This is a genomic window from Pseudomonas mosselii, from assembly GCF_003205295.1.
Taxonomy (GTDB): Bacteria; Pseudomonadota; Gammaproteobacteria; order Pseudomonadales; family Pseudomonadaceae; genus Aquipseudomonas; species Aquipseudomonas mosselii_B.
The window spans coordinates 18,528-34,869 of the sequence record NZ_QJRP01000008.1 but is presented as its reverse complement, the minus strand read 5'-3'; the positions used below and the strand labels follow the sequence as shown (position 1 = coordinate 34,869).

At 65.1% G+C, this 16,342-nt stretch carries 14 protein-coding genes and 1 other RNA gene; 10 read left to right on the top strand and 5 right to left on the bottom strand.

The window, feature by feature from the left end; genetic code table 11:
• Positions 1–27 precede the first annotated feature (27 nt).
• The 8 genes from petA (at position 28) to DMX06_RS10410 (ending at position 10,984) form a co-directional block, all read left to right on the top strand.
• A complete protein-coding gene (petA, locus tag DMX06_RS10445) occupies positions 28–621 on the top strand; it encodes a ubiquinol-cytochrome c reductase iron-sulfur subunit (protein ID WP_023628711.1) in 594 nt (197 codons plus the stop codon).
• A complete protein-coding gene (locus tag DMX06_RS10440; RefSeq protein ID WP_046857021.1) occupies positions 621–1,832 on the top strand; it encodes a cytochrome b in 1,212 nt (403 codons plus the stop codon). Before petA ends, DMX06_RS10440 begins: the two co-directional genes overlap by 1 nt.
• On the top strand, positions 1,832–2,611 hold the full coding sequence (locus DMX06_RS10435; RefSeq protein ID WP_110736739.1) for a cytochrome c1: 780 nt from the start codon (positions 1,832–1,834) through the stop codon (positions 2,609–2,611). Before DMX06_RS10440 ends, DMX06_RS10435 begins: the two co-directional genes overlap by 1 nt.
• Before the next feature lie 117 nt (positions 2,612–2,728).
• Complete coding sequence (locus tag DMX06_RS10430) at positions 2,729–3,352, top strand: glutathione S-transferase N-terminal domain-containing protein (RefSeq protein WP_110736738.1); 624 nt, start codon at positions 2,729–2,731, stop codon at positions 3,350–3,352.
• Positions 3,353–3,364: 12 nt separating this feature from the next.
• Positions 3,365–3,784, top strand: a complete 420-nt coding sequence (locus tag DMX06_RS10425) for a ClpXP protease specificity-enhancing factor (RefSeq protein ID WP_110736737.1) — start codon at positions 3,365–3,367, stop codon at positions 3,782–3,784.
• Between the two features lie 59 nt (positions 3,785–3,843).
• Positions 3,844–4,566, top strand: coding sequence for a hypothetical protein (locus tag DMX06_RS10420; protein ID WP_146232198.1), 723 nt, complete (start codon positions 3,844–3,846; stop codon positions 4,564–4,566).
• Between the two features lie 243 nt (positions 4,567–4,809).
• The gene (gene eprS, locus DMX06_RS10415; RefSeq protein ID WP_110736734.1) at positions 4,810–7,809 is read left to right on the top strand and encodes an autotransporter serine peptidase EprS; all 3,000 of its coding nucleotides are present in this window, start codon (positions 4,810–4,812) and stop codon (positions 7,807–7,809) included.
• 160 nt (positions 7,810–7,969) lie between these two features.
• Positions 7,970–10,984, top strand: a complete 3,015-nt coding sequence (locus DMX06_RS10410; protein WP_258378833.1) for an autotransporter outer membrane beta-barrel domain-containing protein — start codon at positions 7,970–7,972, stop codon at positions 10,982–10,984.
• Positions 10,985–11,058: 74 nt separating this feature from the next.
• Here the strand turns inward: DMX06_RS10410 and DMX06_RS10405 are convergent, their stop codons facing one another.
• The 5 genes from DMX06_RS10405 to DMX06_RS10385 form a co-directional block, all read right to left on the bottom strand.
• Positions 11,059–11,277, bottom strand: coding sequence for a YgdI/YgdR family lipoprotein (locus tag DMX06_RS10405; RefSeq protein WP_028689754.1), 219 nt, complete (start codon positions 11,275–11,277; stop codon positions 11,059–11,061).
• A 58-nt stretch (positions 11,278–11,335) separates the two neighbouring features.
• Positions 11,336–11,914 carry a BON domain-containing protein gene (locus DMX06_RS10400; RefSeq protein ID WP_050703839.1) on the bottom strand — a complete coding sequence of 193 codons (579 nt, stop codon included), beginning with the start codon at positions 11,912–11,914 and terminating at the stop codon, positions 11,336–11,338.
• A complete protein-coding gene (locus DMX06_RS10395) occupies positions 11,911–12,504 on the bottom strand; it encodes a phosphoheptose isomerase (protein ID WP_050703840.1) in 594 nt (197 codons plus the stop codon). Before DMX06_RS10395 ends, DMX06_RS10400 begins: the two co-directional genes overlap by 4 nt.
• Before the next feature lie 87 nt (positions 12,505–12,591).
• Entirely contained in the window at positions 12,592–12,963 is a 372-nt protein-coding gene (locus DMX06_RS10390; protein WP_110736730.1) for a YraN family protein, read from the bottom strand.
• Positions 12,963–14,780, bottom strand: a complete 1,818-nt coding sequence (locus DMX06_RS10385; RefSeq protein WP_110736728.1) for a penicillin-binding protein activator — start codon at positions 14,778–14,780, stop codon at positions 12,963–12,965. The genes DMX06_RS10390 and DMX06_RS10385 overlap by 1 nt, the downstream gene beginning before the upstream one ends.
• Positions 14,781–14,968: 188 nt before the next feature.
• Between DMX06_RS10385 and rsmI the strand changes: the two genes are divergently transcribed.
• Both rsmI and rnpB read left to right on the top strand, forming a co-directional pair.
• Positions 14,969–15,844 carry a 16S rRNA (cytidine(1402)-2'-O)-methyltransferase gene (gene rsmI, locus DMX06_RS10380; RefSeq protein ID WP_110736726.1) on the top strand — a complete coding sequence of 292 codons (876 nt, stop codon included), beginning with the start codon at positions 14,969–14,971 and terminating at the stop codon, positions 15,842–15,844.
• A 67-nt stretch (positions 15,845–15,911) separates the two neighbouring features.
• Positions 15,912–16,271, top strand: an RNA gene (gene rnpB, locus DMX06_RS10375) — RNase P RNA component class A.
• The last annotated feature ends 71 nt before the right edge of the window (positions 16,272–16,342 follow it).

Here is a 16,342-nt window from a genome sequence, read left to right as displayed (position 1 = left end):
CCAAGCAAGCTGATGGGAGAGGACTGAATGAGCAATGACGGCGTCAACGCAGGCCGGCGCCGCTTCCTCGTAGCCGCGACATCCGTGGTCGGGGCAGCGGGGGCAGTGGGGGCAGCGGTACCGTTCGTGGGGTCATGGTTTCCCAGTGCCAAGGCGAAAGCCGCAGGGGCACCGGTGAAGGTCAATATCGCCAAGGTCGAACCCGGCCAGCAGATGGTGGCCGAGTGGCGTGGTCAACCTGTATTCATCGTGCGGCGAACGGAAGAGATCCTCGGAAATCTGAAAAAGATCACCGGTGAGCTGTCCGACCCCGAATCCAAGGCGTCGGTGCAGCCGACCTACGTCGATCCGCAAGTTCGCTCGATCAAGCCCGAGATCCTCATCCTGGTCGGCCTGTGCACCCACCTGGGCTGTTCGCCGACGTTCCGTCCCGAAGTCGCTCCCGCCGACCTCGGCCCGAAATGGGTCGGTGGCTATTTCTGCCCGTGCCACGGCTCGCACTACGACCTCGCCGGGCGCGTCTACAAGTCCCAGCCGGCGCCTCTCAACCTGCCAGTGCCGCCGCACTCGTACGAGTCGGACGAAATCATCGTCATCGGCGTCGATCAGGAGAACGCATGATGAGCAAGTTCATGGAGTGGATCGATGCGCGCTTCCCCGCGACGAAGATGTGGGAAGACCATCTAAGCAAGTATTACGCGCCCAAGAACTTCAACTTCCTGTACTTCTTCGGCTCGCTGGCGTTGCTGGTGCTGGTCAACCAGATCGTCACCGGCGTATGGCTGACCATGAGTTTCACCCCCTCGGCGGAAGAGGCCTTCGCCTCGGTCGAGTACATCATGCGCGACGTCGAGTACGGCTGGATCCTGCGCTACCTGCACTCCACCGGCGCCTCGGCGTTCTTCATCGTGGTCTACCTGCACATGTTCCGCGGTCTGCTCTACGGCTCCTACCAGAAGCCGCGCGAGCTGGTCTGGCTGTTCGGCATGCTGATCTACCTGGCACTGATGGCCGAGGCGTTCATGGGCTACCTGCTGCCGTGGGGCCAGATGTCCTACTGGGGCGCCCAGGTGATCATCTCGCTGTTCGGCGCGATCCCGGTCATCGGTGACGACCTGACCCAATGGATCCGCGGTGACTACCTGATCTCCGGCATCACCCTGAACCGCTTCTTCGCCCTGCATGTGGTGGCCCTGCCGATCGTGATCCTCGGCCTGGTGGTGCTGCATATCCTGGCGCTGCACGAAGTGGGGTCGAACAACCCCGATGGCGTGGACATCAAGAAGAAAAAGGACGAGAACGGCATCCCGCTGGATGGCATCCCGTTCCACCCGTACTACACCGTCAAGGATATCGCCGGCGTGGTGGTGTTCCTCTTCGTGTTCTGCGCGGTGGTGTTCTTCTTCCCGGAAATGGGTGGCTATTTCCTGGAAAAACCGAACTTCGAACAGGCCAACGCCTTCAAGACCCCTGAGCACATCGCGCCTGTGTGGTACTTCACACCGTTCTACGCGATCCTGCGCGCGGTGCCCGACAAGCTGTTCGGGGTCATCGCCATGGGGGCGGCGATCGCCGTGCTGTTCGTGTTGCCCTGGCTTGACCGCAGCCCTGTGCGCTCCATGCGTTACAAGGGCTGGCTGAGCAAGATCTGGTTGCTGGTGTTCTGCGTGTCCTTCGTCATCCTTGGCGTGCTGGGCGTACTGGCGCCAACCCCGGGGCGTACCTTGCTGTCGCAGGTGTGCACGGTGTTGTACTTCGCCTACTTCCTGCTGATGCCGTTCTACACAAGGCTCGAGAAGACCAAACCGGTTCCGGAAAGGGTGACTGGCTGATGAAAAAGTTGATTGCAGTATGCTTGCTGGCACTGATGCCTAGCCTGTCGTTCGCCGCCGAACATGGCCTGGAGCTGGACAAGGTCGATATCGACCTGACCGACAAGGCCGCGATGCAGGATGGCGCGCGCACCTTCGCCAACTATTGCATGGGTTGCCACAGCGCCAAGTTCCAGCGTTACGAGCGAGTCGCCGACGACCTGGGGATCCCTCATGAGCTGATGCTCGAGAACCTGGTGTTCACCGGCGCCAAGATCGGTGACCACATGAAGATCGGCATGCAGCCCAACGATGCCAAGACCTGGTTCGGCGCCGCGCCGCCCGACCTGACCCTGGTCGCCCGGGTGCGTGGCAACGACTGGCTGTACACCTACCTGCGCAGCTTCTACGAGGACAAGACGCGGCCATACGGGGTGAACAACAAGGTCTTCCCCAACGTCGGCATGCCCAACGTGCTGGTGGGCCTGCAGGGCAACCAGGTGATCGGTTGCAAGCAGGTGCAGACCGAGGTCGATGGCAAGAAGCAGTTCGACCCGCTGACCGGCAGCCCGCTGACCCATGAGGCGTGCGACCAGCTGACCGTGGAGGAGAAATCCGGTACCCTGACGACCGAGCAGTTCGACGAGAAGGTCAAGAACCTGGTGACCTTCCTGGCCTATTCGGCCAACCCGGTCAAACTGGAAAGCCAGCGCATCGGTACCTACGTGTTGCTGTACCTGGCTTTCTTCTTCGTGTTCGCCTACTTGCTCAAGCGCGAATACTGGAAGGACGTGCACTGATCACGCAGTAGTTTCTGGTAGTTGAACGCGCCCGGGGGGCTCCAGCGATATCGCTGGGGCGCCCCGGGCGCGTTTTCATTTGAAGTTTTACAAGCATCCCGTGCGAGGAGGCGCTACATGGGCGCAACCAACAGGTTAGCCTGCTATTCCGACCCCGCTGATCATTACTCTCATCGGGTCCGCCTGGTGCTCGCGGAGAAAGGCGTCACGGTGCAGATCATCGATGTCGACGCCAATCGCCTGCCGCCCAAGCTGATTGAAGTGAACCCTTACGGCAGTTTGCCGACCCTGGTCGATCGCGACCTGGCGCTGTACGAATCGACCGTGGTGATGGAGTACCTCGAGGAGCGTTACCCGCACCCGCCGCTGATGCCGGTCTACCCGGTGGCCCGGGGCAACAGCCGCTTGCTGATGCACCGCATCCAGCGTGACTGGTGCGCCCTGGCCGACACCGTGCTCGATGCGCGCAGCAGCGAGGCGGCACGCACCCAGGCGCGCAAGGAGCTGCGCGAGAGCCTGACCGGCGTGGCCCCGTTGTTCGGCGAGATGGCCTGCTTCATGAGCGAGGAGCAAAGCCTGGTCGATTGCTGTCTACTGCCCATTCTCTGGCGTTTGCCGGTGATGGGTATCGAATTGCCGCGGCAGGCCAAGCCGCTGCTGGATTACATGGAGCGACAGTTCGCCCGCGAGCCTTTCCAGGCGAGCCTGTCCGCTGCCGAACGTGAAATGCGCAAGTTTTAAGAGGAACCGTTGATGAACTCCAGTCGCCCCTATCTGGTTCGTGCGCTGTACGAGTGGATCGTCGACAACGATTGCACGCCGCATATGCTGGTCAATGCCGAATACCCGGCAGTCCAGGTGCCCCAGGGTTTCGCCAGCGATGGCCAGATTGTCCTGAACATCTCCCCCAGTGCCGTGCGCAGCCTGCACATGGACAACGAGGCGGTGAGCTTCGAGGGCCGCTTCGGTGGCGTGGCGCACTCGCTGTTTGTGCCGATCGGCGCGATCCTCGGGATCTATGCCCGGGAGAACGGCCAGGGCATGGTCTTCGAGCTGGAGCCGCCGCTCGAGGATGAGGACGACCTTGAAGACGACGCCGTAGAGCCGGATGACCAAGGTCCGCCCGAGCCGCCGCGCCCGAGTGGCCGTCCAAGCCTGAAGGTGGTCAAGTAAGCCACGCCGCAAGGTGATCCCAGCCTCTGCGCGAGCCTCCTGGGCTATTGAATGGATGATTGAAAGGAATCAGCGCAGTGGCACGGATTGGCACGAGGTTTAGGCGCGGGTTGCTGCTGTCCGGTGTGGCCATCGTCGTGGGGTTGCTGGTCTGGTTCGCCTGGTTGCAGTTCAGTGCGCACCAGATGCAGTGGGCCATGGAGCGTATCGGCGGCCATGCAGTGTTGTACGACACTCGGCTGCAACCTGATCCTGACGAAGAGCGGTTTCTCAAGGCATTGTCGCTGGCCCCGACGCCGGCCCTGCGCGAGTGGGTGATGAAGCCTGAAATCTGCCGCGGCGTTGACGCGCGATGCGCCCTGGTCAACCTGGCCATGCTCAACTTCATGATGCTCGGCATGCCGGACGAGTTTTCAAACCTGAACACCCTCGATCTGTATATCAATCATTGGAAAGATCAGGGTGGTACGGGATGTCCGGCAGTCGAGGAGATTTCCGCCATGGTCCGGGCTTCCAGCCGGGCTCTGACCCAGCAGGGCGATGCGCGGGCCCGTTCTGCCCAGGAAGCATTTGCGCGCTTTCAGGCGCATGGTGGGGTGCTGGGGGCAATGGACTCGAACGCGTGCAAGGCCTACTTTGCGCACAAACCCTTCATGGCGCGAGCCTATCTGGCTCACTTGGGATACCTGCTGGCGCTGGCACAAGGCAAGAACTCCATGCAGGCGGCCTACCTGCTCAGCTTGCCCACGGTATTTTCGATTCTCAAGTACGAAGGGCCTTGAGCGCATGCCTGTGTTTTGTGACATCTGTTGGCTATTTATCAACGCCGATTGACATATCGTAACCAATTTCAGAAGCTCACCACTTGCAGCCGAAGGCCGCCTCCTGGCCTGAGGCCGAAGTAACCTGGCCAGGGGCGCGCGTCCGTCTCTGGCTCGATGGGGCCTTGCGGCCAGGCAACGCAGCGACACACCGGTCGACCCAGGACGGGCGACCCGACAACAAAAACAAGAGAAGTCATCGACATGGATGTGAGATGTGATCAGCTCAAGGCGCTGACGGGCACCCTGTGCCTGGCGTTCGCCACCGGACTGCCGCTTTCTGCTGCGGCGGCCTATCAGGAACCCGGCCGCCCGGGCGACCCCGCCAGTTGGCGGTCGGCCGAGTACCAGCAGGACTGGGGCCTGGAACGCATGCAGGCGAGTCAGGCCTATGCTGCCGGCATCACCGGCGCCGGGGTCAGCATCGGCGCCCTGGACTCGGGGTTCGATGCCGCCCATCCCGAAGCCAGTCCCGGACGTTTTCACTCGGTTACCGCCACCGGCCAGTACCTGGACGGCACCCCGTTCAGTGTGTCCGGGGTGCTCAATGGCGCCAACGACAGCCATGGCACCCATGTCACCGGCACCATGGGCGCGGCCCGTGATGGCGCTGGCATGCATGGCGTGGCCTTCAATGCCCAGGTCTACGTGGGCAACACCAACCACGACGACAAGTTCCTGTTCGGTCCCGGCCCTGACCCCAAGTATTTCAAGGCGGTCTACGATGCCCTGGTGGATGCCGGGGTGCGGGCCATCAACAATAGCTGGGGCAGCCAGCCCAAGGATGTCAGCTACCAGACCCTGGGCGGCTTGCGTGCGGCCTACGCCCAGCATTTCCAGCAGGACACCTGGCTCGATGCCGCCGGCGACGTGGCGCGTCGGGGCGTGATCAATGTGTTCAGCGCCGGCAACAGCGGTTATGCCAACGCCAGTGTGCGCTCGGCGTTGCCGTACTTCCAGCCGGAGCTGGAAGGCCACTGGCTGGCGGTGTCGGGCCTGGACAAGAACAACCAGCAGAAATACAACCAGTGCGGCATCGCCAAGTACTGGTGCCTGGCGACCCCGGGCGCGGCGATCAGCAGTACCGTGCCTGGTGGCGGCTACGCCACCTACAACGGCACCTCGATGGCCGCGCCCCATGCCACCGGTGCCTTGGCCCTGGTCATGGAGCGCTATCCCTACCTGAACAACCAGCAGGCCCTGCAAGTGCTGCTGACCACCTCGCGCCAGCTCGATGGTTCGCCGACCCAGGGACCCAGCGAGCGGGTGGGTTGGGGTGTCCCGGACCTGGGCCGGGCGTTGCACGGCCCAGGGCAGTTGCTGGGTGAGTTCGACGTCAACCTCGGGCGCGGGCAGGGCGATACCTGGAGCAACGGCATCTCTGACCAGGCCCTGGTGCAGCGTCAGGCCGAGGACGCCGCAGAGCGTCAGGCCTGGCAACAGACCCTCAAGGATCGCGGTTGGGAGCATGGCCTGGCAGCGGGCGCCAGTCAGCAGGATCGCAGCGATTATGCCCTGGGCATGGCTCGCGACGCGGCTGCCGCGCAGCGGGTCTACCAGGGCAGTCTGGTCAAGTCCGGGGCCGGCTGGCTAGAGCTCACGGGTGACAGCAGCTACCGTGGCCCGACCCGGGTCGATGGCGGGCTGCTGGCGATCAACGGCAGCCTGCAATCGGCGGTGACGGTCAACGCAGGCGGTACCCTGGGCGGCAACGGGCGGGTCGGCGCCCTGACCGCCAGCGCCGGGGGCGTGGTTGCCCCGGGTAACTCCATCGGTACCTTGATTGTCGCCGGCAACCTGGACTTGCAGCCGGGCTCGACCTATCGGGTGGAGCTGTCACCCGCGGCCAGCGACCGGCTCGTCGTTGTTGGCCAGGCCAGTGTAGGCGGCGCCAATCTCAGCCTGCAGCCCCAGGCGCGGCCCAACCTGTTGGCCGGCGGCCCGGTATCCAGCCTGGTGGGGCGCCAGTTCGACATCCTGCAGGCGGCGGGTGGCGTCAACGGGCGCTTTGCCCAGGTCGAGCCCGACTACCTGTTCCTGGGGACCTTCCTCGATTATTCGGCCAACGGCGTGCAACTGGACGTGACGCGTAGCGACACGACCTTCGCCAGCGTCGGCACCACGCCCAACCAGCGCGCCAGCGGCGGCGCCGTGGAGCGGCTGGGTCCAGGCAATCCCGTGTATGAAAGCCTGCTGCTTTCGAGCTCGGCAGACCAGGCCCGGGACGGCCTGCGCCAGCTGGCCGGGGAGATCTACCCGGCGCTGGACTCGATGCTGCTCAGCCAGGGCTCGGTCTTGCGCGATGCCTTGGGCGAGCGTGTGCAAGGTCGCGCACTGAAAACCAATGCCTCTGGAAAGGGTGACAGCGAGTCGGGTACGACCCAACTCTGGCTCAAGGGCCTGGGCAGCTGGGGGCGCATCGAGGGCGTGCAGGGCAGCGAGTCCTATACCAGTTCCCTGGGCGGCCTGCTGCTGGGCGTGGACCATGACCTTGACGAGCAGACCCGGGCCGGCCTGGCCGCAGGCTATAGCGACAGTTCCCTGGGCATGGGCGGCAGCCATTCCCGGGCCACGGTCGACAGCTATCACCTGGGCGCCTATGTCCGCCACGACCTGGACCAACTGCGCCTGAGCCTGGGCGCCAGCCACAGCTGGCACCGTGCCGAGGTCCGGCGCGACCTGGCCTATGGCGAGGTGTCCGGTCGTCAGCGCGCACGGGTCGATGCCCGCAGCCAGCAGGTGGTCGCCGAGGCGGCCTATCGCCTGGCGTTGCCAGCGGTGCAGTTGGAACCTTTTGCCAATCTGACCTACCAGCATCTGGATCGCGACGGCTTCCACGAGAAAGGCGATGCCGCGGCGCTGCATGCCGGTGACGAGCAGCGCGACGCCTGGCTCAGCACCTTGGGCCTGCGTGGGCGCCAGCAATGGCAACTGGGCCCGCAACAAGACCTGCAGTTGGCGGCAAGCCTGGGCTGGCAGCATCGCCTGAGCGGCACCCAGGATCGCGAGCATCTGGCTTTCGCCGGCAGCGACCTGCCGTTTCGGGTGGAGACTGCGCCGGCCTTGCGCGATGCCGCGCTGGTGGGGCTGCAGGCTCGGGTGGGGTTGACCCGCGACCTGGACCTGAGCCTGGACTACCAGGGGCGCCTGGCCAGTCGCGAGCAACAGCATGGCGCTGGGCTCAACCTGCAATGGCGGTTCTGAAACGCCCTGGCGCGGGTTGGGCCAGGCGTTGCAACACGGAGTGTGACCAACGCGGTACTTAACCAAAACAAAACTAAGGAAGGTTGTAGTGAAGCACGTCAGAAAGGATGACAGCGCCCTCGCGCAGTGCTGGGCCCTGGCCCCGCTGGGGCGGGCATTGATGGGTTGGGCGGCGCTGGTGGGCACGGCCCAGGCCGCGCCCTATGTGGAGAGTGGCCGGCTGGGCGATGCCAGCAGTTGGCGCAGCAGCGAGTTCAAGGCCGACTGGGGGCTGGGGGCGATCCACGCCGACAGCGCCTATGCCGCCGGCTACAGCGGCAAGGGGGTGAAACTGGGGATTTTCGACCAGCCGGTATATGCCCCGCACCCCGAGTTTGCCGGCAAGGACAAGATCGTGACCCTGGTCACCAGCGGCATCCGCCAGTACACCGACCCCTATATCCCGGTGAAGGCCGGCGATGCGTTCCGCTATGACGGCAGCCCGTCGGTGGGCTCGGACGGCAAGCTCGGCTCCCATGGCACCCACGTCGGCGGGATCGCCGCCGGCAACCGTGACGGCGAGTCGATGCACGGCGTGGCCTACGCTGCGCAGATCATCAGTGCCGACAACGGCGACCCCGGCCCCGAGGATGGCATCGTCCTGGGCAACGATGGCGCGGTGTACAAGGCCGGCTGGGACAGCCTGGTGGCCAGCGGCGCGCGGATCATCAACAACAGCTGGGGCATCGGCATCACCGACCGCTTTGCCAAGGGCGGGCGCAATCCGGACTTTCCGCATTTCACCGTGGACGATGCCCGGGCACAGTTCGCGCAGATCCAGCCGCTGCTGGGCACCTTGCCCGGCGGCGCCTATGACGGGGCCATCGCTGCAGCCCGCAGCGGAGTCCTGACGATCTTCGCCGCCGGCAACGACTACAACCTGAACAACCCCGATGCAATTGCCGGGCTGGGCTATTTTGTCCCGGAGATCGCGCCCAACTGGCTGACCGTCGCGGCGTTGCAGCAGAACCCCGACACCAGCAGCGCAAACCCCTATCTGGTCAGTACGTTCTCTTCCCGTTGCGGCTATACCGCGAGCTTCTGCGTCTCGGCTCCCGGTACCCGGATCTACAGCGCGGTGATCGGCGGCACCAGCCTGGAAGACCTGACCCAGGGCTACGCCAACAAGAACGGCACATCCATGGCCGCGCCCCATGCCGCTGGCGCGGCGGCGGTGCTGATGGAGCGCTTCCCCTACATGAGCGGCGCGCAGATCGCCAGCGTGCTGCGCACCACCGCCACCGACATGGGCGCGCCCGGCATCGATGCCTTGTACGGCTGGGGCATGATCAACCTGGACAAGGGGATCCGCGGCCCGGGCATGTTGGTCACCGAGCAGGACATCCCCGAAGAGTTCCGCATCGCCGGTGGCTACGGCCCGAGCCAGTTCGTGGTTGATCTGCCAGGTGTTGGCGCCGTGGTCGATGCCGGCAGGCCGACCCAGCGACTTTGCAACGACCTTAGCTGCGTCCTGGATCTGTGGAGCAACGATATCTCCGGCCATGGCGGGCTGACCAAGCAGGGCATCGGTACCCTGGTGCTCAGCGGTAACAACACCTATGCCGGGCCGACCCTGGTCAACCAGGGGCGCCTGGCGGTCAATGGCTCGCTGCAATCGACGGTGACCGTCAATGACGGCGGCGTGCTGGGTGGCAATGGCCGGATCGGTGCGCTGGTGGTCAACCGTGGTGGCGTGGTGGCGCCGGGCAACTCCATCGGTACCTTGCGCGTGGGCTCCGACGTGACCTTCCAGCCGGGCTCGGCCTATGCCGTGGAGGTTGATGCTACTGGCAGCGACCGCCTGGTCAGCGATGGCACGGTTTCCGTAAACGGTGCGAACCTGGCCTTGGATCTGCAGAACCCCGGGGTTTCGCTGCAGTCCCGGCAGGCAACCAGCCTGGTGGGGCGTCAGTTCGACATCCTGCAGGCCGCAGGCGGCGTGCAGGGCGGTTTTGCCGCTGTGCAGTCCAACCTGCTGTTCCTTGGGGGTGGCCTGGCCTATACCGGCACCGGGGTGCAGCTGGCGGTGCAACGTAGCGCCAGCTTCGCCAGTGTCGGCTTGACCGCCAACCAGCGTTCGGTGGCCGCGGCCGCCGATCAGCTCGGCGCGGGCAACCCGGTCTACGAGAGCCTGCTGTTGTCGGCTGATGCCGGCAGCGCCCGGCAGGCGTTCGACCAACTGTCCGGTGAAATCCACCCGGCGGTGGGCAACCTGCTGCTCAACGACAGTCGCCAGTTGCGCGACGCCGTGGGCGAGCGTACCCGCCAGCAGGGTGTCGCTGCCGCTCCGGCCTTGGACGGCCAGGGCAACGGCCTGTGGGTCAAGGCCCTGGGAGCCTGGGGCAAGGCCGACGGTGATTCCGGACATGCGCGCTACAGCAGTTCGATCGGCGGCATGCTGTTGGGTGTCGACGGGCAAATGAGCGAGGACACCCGCCTTGGCATCTTCACCGGCTACAGCGACAGTTCGCTGAGCATGGGCGATGGTCGTCATTCCTCGGCCAGCGTCGACAGCTACCACCTGGGTGCCTATGCCGGCAAGGAACTGGAGCAGGTGCGCCTGAGCCTGGGCGGCAGCCACAGCTGGCACCGCATCGAAACCAAGCGCGAGCTGCAGTACAACGAGGTCAGCGATCGGCAGAAGAGCAAGCGTGATGCGCAGAGCACCCAGGTGTTCGGCGAGGCCGCCTGGAAGGTCGCGTTGCCGGGCATGGCGCTGGAGCCGTTCGCCAACCTGGCCTATGTGCATATTGCCAGCGACAGCTTCAAGGAACACGGCGGCGCGGCCGCGCTCAAGGGTGGACGGGATAACCGTGATGCCTGGCTCTCGACCCTGGGCATGCGTGCCGGCAAGCAGCTGCAATTGTCCGGCGGCCAGGCGGTAGAGCTTTCCGCCACCCTGGGCTGGCAGCACAACCTGAGCTCCACCGGATCCGACCAGCACCTGGCCTTTGCCGGTCAGGGCGATACCTACAAGGTCCAGGCGCTCTCTCTGGACCGTGATGCGGCGGTGGTCGGCGCACGGGCGGGGATCAGCCTGGGGCGTCAGGCCCGGGTCAACCTCGACTACAACGGACTGCTGGGTAGCCGCGACAAGAGCCACGGGGTCGGCCTGACCCTGGACTGGGCGTTCTGAGGCCCTGAAAAACAAAACGCCCGATGCTGTGCATCGGGCGTTTTGCTTGGCCTGGCTGAACCGCCATTTCGCAATTACAGGTCCTTGATGCTCTGCACCTGGTCCTTGTTGATGCGGGTCGGCTTGCCGTCCAGTTGCTTGAACTCGTAGAAGCCGGAGTTGCGGTCGAAGTGCGGAGTGTCGGTGGTCTGCAGTTCGCGACCATCGTTGAGGGTGATCACGCTCGGGGTGGAGCAGCCGGCCAGGGTGGCGAAGGCGCCGATCAGCAGGGCGGGCAGCAGCAGCTTTTTCATGGGTACTTCCTGGATCAGAGGGAAAAAGCGGGTGTCATGACACCCGCCGCGAGACTTGTCAGTCGATGTATTCGAACAGCTTGACGATCTTCTGCACGCCCGACACGCCCTGCACCACGTTGGTGGCGGCGTTGGCCTCCTGCTGCCGGACCAGGCCGAGCAGGTAGACGATGCCATTCTCGGTGATCACCTTGATGCGCGAGCTGGGAACGCTTTCGTCGGTTAGCATCTGGGTCTTGATCTTGGTGGTCAGCCAGGCGTCGTTGTTGCGCGCCAGGATCGACGAAGGCTGAATCACCTGCAGCTCGTTATGCACCTTCTTGACCCGCTGCACTTGGCCGGCGGTCTGCTCGGCAAGGGACTTGAGGTCGGCGCGCGGGGTCTGGCCGGCGAGCAGTACCACGCCGTTGTAGCTGCTGACGACGATGTGCGAGCCCTTGTCCAGCTCAGGGTTGGCCTTGGCGATGTTGACCGAGACCTTGGTCTCGATCAGCGAATCGTCGATCTTGCTACCGATGGTGCGGGTGCCGCGGTCGTCCTCGATCGGCGAGTTGCGGGTCGAGGTCAGCACGGAACTGCAGCCGGAAACACCCAGGCACAGGGTTAGGGCCATCAGGCCGAGACGCTTGGAGATCATTCTTCACTCCCGAACAGTTGGCTGTCGATCAGGTCGCACAGACAGTGGATCGCCAGCAGGTGGACTTCCTGGATGCGTGCGGTCACGGTCGAGGGTACGCGGATTTCCACGTCCTCGGGCAGCAGCAGCGATGCCATGCCGCCGCCGTCGCGCCCGGTCAGGGCAACGACGATCATTTCGCGGTCATGGGCGGCCTGGATCGCCTGAATCACGTTGGCCGAGTTGCCGCTGGTGGAGATCGCCAGCAGAACGTCGCCGGGCTGGCCCAGGGCGCGGATCTGCTTGGAGAAGACTTCGTTGTAGCTGTAGTCGTTGGCGATCGAGGTGAGCGTGGAGCTGTCGGTGGTCAGGGCGATGGCCGGCAGACTCGGGCGCTCGCGCTCGAAGCGGTTGAGCAGTTCCGATGAGAAATGCTGGGCGTCGCCGGCCGAGCCGCCGTTGCCGCAGGCGAGCATCTTGCCGTCGTTGAGCAGGGTGTTGACCATGACCAGGCTGGCCTGCTCGATGTAGGGTGCCAGGATGTCCATTGCCTGTTGCTTGGTGTCGATGCTGTTCTGGAACAGTCGGCGGATTCGGGATTGCATGTCCATCTGGGTGACCTTAAGAGGGGCGGTGGCCTTTGCTACGCGCAACAGTGACCAGCCCGCGAAACATAGAGCTAGAAAATCGAATTGGGTTCAGCATTCGAAGGCGTTTTTCAGCCATTGAAGCGGTTGCCCCGCATGCCCCTGGCCCTGCAGGGCGACAACGTCGAAACGGCAGGGGTGGGTGGCCCAGCGGGGCATTTGCTGCAGGAAGAGGTTGGCGGCCAGCGCCAGTCGCTGCTGCTTGCGCCCATCGATACTGGCGAGCGCTCCGCCGAACTCCGCATGCAACCGGTAGCGGACTTCGACGAATACTACTGTATCGGCATCGAGCATGACCAGATCGAGCTCGCCCCGCTTGCATCGCCAGTTGCGCGCCAGTAGCTGCAGACCTTGCCCTTGAAGGTACTCAAGGGCGTGGTCTTCGGCGGCCTGGCCGGCGTGGCTGGGCGATGCGCCGGGCATCAGCGCGGCGTGTCCGGCAGGCGCTTGACCTGGCCGCCGGCGAACTCGGCCCATGGCAGCTGGCGCTCGACGCGCTGGCTGGCGTTCATGCTCAGGCTGCCCGACAGGCCTTCGACGCGGTTGTCCGGCAGTGCCTTGAGCTGGCCCAGGCGCGGCGCCAGGCTGTAGGCGTCGACACCCATGGCATACAGGCGGCCGAGGCTGCCGGCGGCCTGTGGCCACTGCTGCACGACCTGCTGACGCAGGCTGTTGGTGGTGTCCAGCAGCCACGGCGTTTCACAGAAGCGGATGCCGTTCATGTCGTTGTACTGGTTCACGTCGCCGCTGGCGCTGTACAGGTTGGAGGTGGCATAGACCGGCACGTCGCCAGCGTACTGGAAGTTCAGCGTCGGCTTGATCTGCTGGGCCTGCTGCGGCGTCGAGGCGAGGAAGATGAAGTCGATGTCCTGGCGACGCGAAGGCTGGGCGGCGATGTTGCCGCCGACGGTGCTCTGCAGACTCTTGGCACGGCCTTCGCTCTGGCGCAGCTGGAACAGGTCGGCGATCTGCTGGGCGAGGGCGACCGGCTGGGCAATGCGCTGGGCACTGATCAGGGTGCCGCCATTGCCTTCCCAGTCCTGGCGGAAGGCGGCGAGCACGCGGTCGCCCCACTCGCCGCTCGGCACCAGGGCCACGGCGCGGACCATGCCATCGGCGCGAGCGCGGCGGGCGACTTCGCGGGCCTCGTCCTCGGCGGCCAGGCCGAACTGGAACAGTTGCGGCGGGGCTTTCTGGCCGGCGTCGGCGTAGTTCAGGGCCAGGGTGGTGATGGGCAGTTGCGGGTAGGCGGCGAGTTTCTTGACCAACGGTTTTTCCAGCGGGCCGACCACCAATTGCACGCCGGCGGCCTGGGCCTGGCGGTAGAAGTCATCGAGCGAGGTGATGCGCGAGCTGTCGAACACCTGCACGGCCGGGGCCGGCTGGCCACCTTGCTGGGCCTGGAAGTGGGCGGCCATGAAGCCGTCGCGCAGGGCGCGGGCGACACCGGCCAGCGGGCCTTCCTGAGGCAGCAGCAGGGCGATCTTGGTCAGTGGCTGGCTGGCCAGCTCCTTGAGCTTGACCAGGGCGGTCGGCAGTTGCCTGGCCGCCGGGTGCTCGGGGTGTTGTTGGCGCCAGCTGTCGATGGCGGCCTGTTGTTGCTCCAGGGTGCCGGCGCGCTTCACGGCGAGGGCCAGGCTGGTCCAGCCGGCCAGGGTCTCGTTGGCGGCGGGCTGCTGCAGCTGTTCGGCGGGCAGCGAGGCGACCAGGGCCCAGGTCGCGTCGTTGTTGGCGGCGGCGGCCTGCTCGCTGAGCAGCGGCGCCAGCAGCACGCGCTGCTGGGCGGCGGCCAGGGCCTGGCCGTCGGCCTCGAGGGCGGCAGCGTGGACGCTGTAGGTGCGTGCCTGCTGCTCGGCCGGCAGTTCGCCGACGCGCTGCAGGCTCGGGTGGCCGAGGGCGGTCAGGGCGGCCTTGGGCTGGTTGCGGCTCATGGCCAGTTCCGCGGCCAGGGTCGAGGCGAACACCTGCTGGGCGGGCTTGAGCGGTTCCAGCGGGACCTGCTCGAGGATCCGCGCGGCGCGCGGGAAGTCCTTCTGCTTGTATGCCAGGTCCGCGGCGCTCAGGCGCAGCAGGGCCGCGTCCTCGGCGGACTTGCTGGAGGCCGCCTTCTCGAGCAGTTGCTCGATGCTGGCGTCCGGGGTGCGCGGCAGTTCGCCCAGGCTGGATGAGGGCGAGCTGGCGCAGGCTGCCAGCAGGGCAGCGAGGCAGAGGGCTGTGAGCAGCCGCAGACAAGCGATCATGTAAAGGTCCTGTTACTCGATCAAGTTGGCCGGCAATTGTACCCAAGCGGGGGGCGGGGCGCGATCTCGTCGACACTGATCCTTCACTATAGGTGGCCGCCGGCTGCCCGGGGGTGAAGTTCTTTGCGCCCTGTTACCGGCGCTCGGGCTACAATGGCGACCTTTGATCCGGAAAGCAGGTGTGCGCAGTGACTGATGTTGCAGGGGTTTCGAAATCCACGTTGGGCAAGCTTTACGTCGTCGCCACGCCCATCGGCAACCTCGACGACATGAGCGCCCGGGCGCTGAAGGTGCTGGCCGATGTGAGCCTGATCGCCGCCGAGGACACCCGCCACTCGGTGCGCCTGCTGCAACATTTCGGCATCGACACGCCGCTGGCGGCTTGCCACGAGCACAACGAGCGCGACGAAGGCGGGCGCTTCATCACCCGCCTGCTGGCCGGCGACGATGTGGCGCTGGTGTCCGATGCCGGAACGCCGCTGATTTCCGACCCGGGCTATCACCTGGTGCGCCAGGCGCGCGCCGCCGGGGTGCAGGTAGTGCCGGTGCCCGGCGCCTGCGCGCTGATCGCCGCGCTGTCGGCGGCGGGGCTGCCGTCGGACCGCTTCATCTTCGAGGGTTTCCTGCCGGCCAAGGCTGCCGGGCGTCGAGCTCGCCTGGAGCAGGTCAGGGAAGAGCCGCGCACGCTGATCTTCTATGAGGCGCCGCATCGCATCCTCGAGTGCCTGGAGGACATGGAGGCGGTGTTCGGCGGCGAGCGTCCGGCGCTACTGGCCCGTGAGATCACCAAGACCTTCGAGACCCTGAAAGGGCTGCCCCTGGCCGAGCTGCGCGCGTTCGTGCAGGACGACAGCAACCAGCAACGTGGTGAGTGCGTGGTGCTGGTGGCCGGTTGGAGTGCGCCGGAGGGCGAGCAGGCGATCAGCAGTGAAGCGCAGCGCGTTCTGGACTTGCTGCTGGCCGAGCTGCCGTTGAAGAAGGCTGCGGCACTGGCGGCCGAGATCACGGGTGTGCGCAAGAACCTGCTTTATCAGTTGGCGTTGGAAAAACAGAAATCCCACTAATGGCGTAATGACATTATTTGTCACATCGCTTGTTCTTGGGCGCGCCTACCGGTAACCTTGGCGGCGGAGAGTCGATCGGACAGTCGCTGCCGTCTTTTGTTCCGCAAAAGGCGGGGGAGGAAAGTCCGGGCTCCATAGGGCAGAGTGCCAGGTAACGCCTGGGAGGCGCGAGCCTACGGAAAGTGCCACAGAAAACAACCGCCTAAGCACTTCGGTGCCGGTAAGGGTGAAAAGGTGCGGTAAGAGCGCACCGCACGGCTGGCAACAGTCCGTGGCTAGGTAAACCCCACTCGGAGCAAGACCAAATAGGGTTCCATACGGCGTGGCCCGCGTCGGAACCGGGTAGGTTGCTAGAGGCGTCCAGTGATGGCCGTCGTAGAGGAATGACTGTCCTCGACAAAACCCGGCTTACAGATCGACTCTCCACCTCTTCCCTCCCTGCTTGAATCGATAGCAGAAGCGTCCTGGTAATACCGAAAAATTCTTACTCTTAATAAA

Excerpts from the sequence above, each read along its gene's own strand:
- DMX06_RS10425 (WP_110736737.1), top strand. The coding sequence starts at position 3,365 with ATGAACTCCAGTCGCCCCTATCTGGTTCGTGCGCTGTACGAGTGGATC.
- petA (WP_023628711.1), top strand. The coding sequence starts at position 28 with ATGAGCAATGACGGCGTCAACGCAGGCCGGCGCCGCTTCCTCGTAGCC.
- DMX06_RS10400 (WP_050703839.1), bottom strand. The coding sequence starts at position 11,914 with ATGATCTCCAAGCGTCTCGGCCTGATGGCCCTAACCCTGTGCCTGGGT.
- DMX06_RS10405 (WP_028689754.1), bottom strand. The coding sequence starts at position 11,277 with ATGAAAAAGCTGCTGCTGCCCGCCCTGCTGATCGGCGCCTTCGCCACC.
- DMX06_RS10440 (WP_046857021.1), top strand. The coding sequence starts at position 621 with ATGAGCAAGTTCATGGAGTGGATCGATGCGCGCTTCCCCGCGACGAAG.
- DMX06_RS10385 (WP_110736728.1), bottom strand. The coding sequence starts at position 14,780 with ATGATCGCTTGTCTGCGGCTGCTCACAGCCCTCTGCCTCGCTGCCCTG.
- DMX06_RS10390 (WP_110736730.1), bottom strand. The coding sequence starts at position 12,963 with ATGCCCGGCGCATCGCCCAGCCACGCCGGCCAGGCCGCCGAAGACCAC.
- DMX06_RS10410 (WP_258378833.1), top strand. The coding sequence starts at position 7,970 with ATGGGTTGGGCGGCGCTGGTGGGCACGGCCCAGGCCGCGCCCTATGTG.
- DMX06_RS10395 (WP_050703840.1), bottom strand. The coding sequence starts at position 12,504 with ATGGACATGCAATCCCGAATCCGCCGACTGTTCCAGAACAGCATCGAC.
- DMX06_RS10430 (WP_110736738.1), top strand. The coding sequence starts at position 2,729 with ATGGGCGCAACCAACAGGTTAGCCTGCTATTCCGACCCCGCTGATCAT.
- eprS (WP_110736734.1), top strand. The coding sequence starts at position 4,810 with ATGGATGTGAGATGTGATCAGCTCAAGGCGCTGACGGGCACCCTGTGC.
- DMX06_RS10435 (WP_110736739.1), top strand. The coding sequence starts at position 1,832 with ATGAAAAAGTTGATTGCAGTATGCTTGCTGGCACTGATGCCTAGCCTG.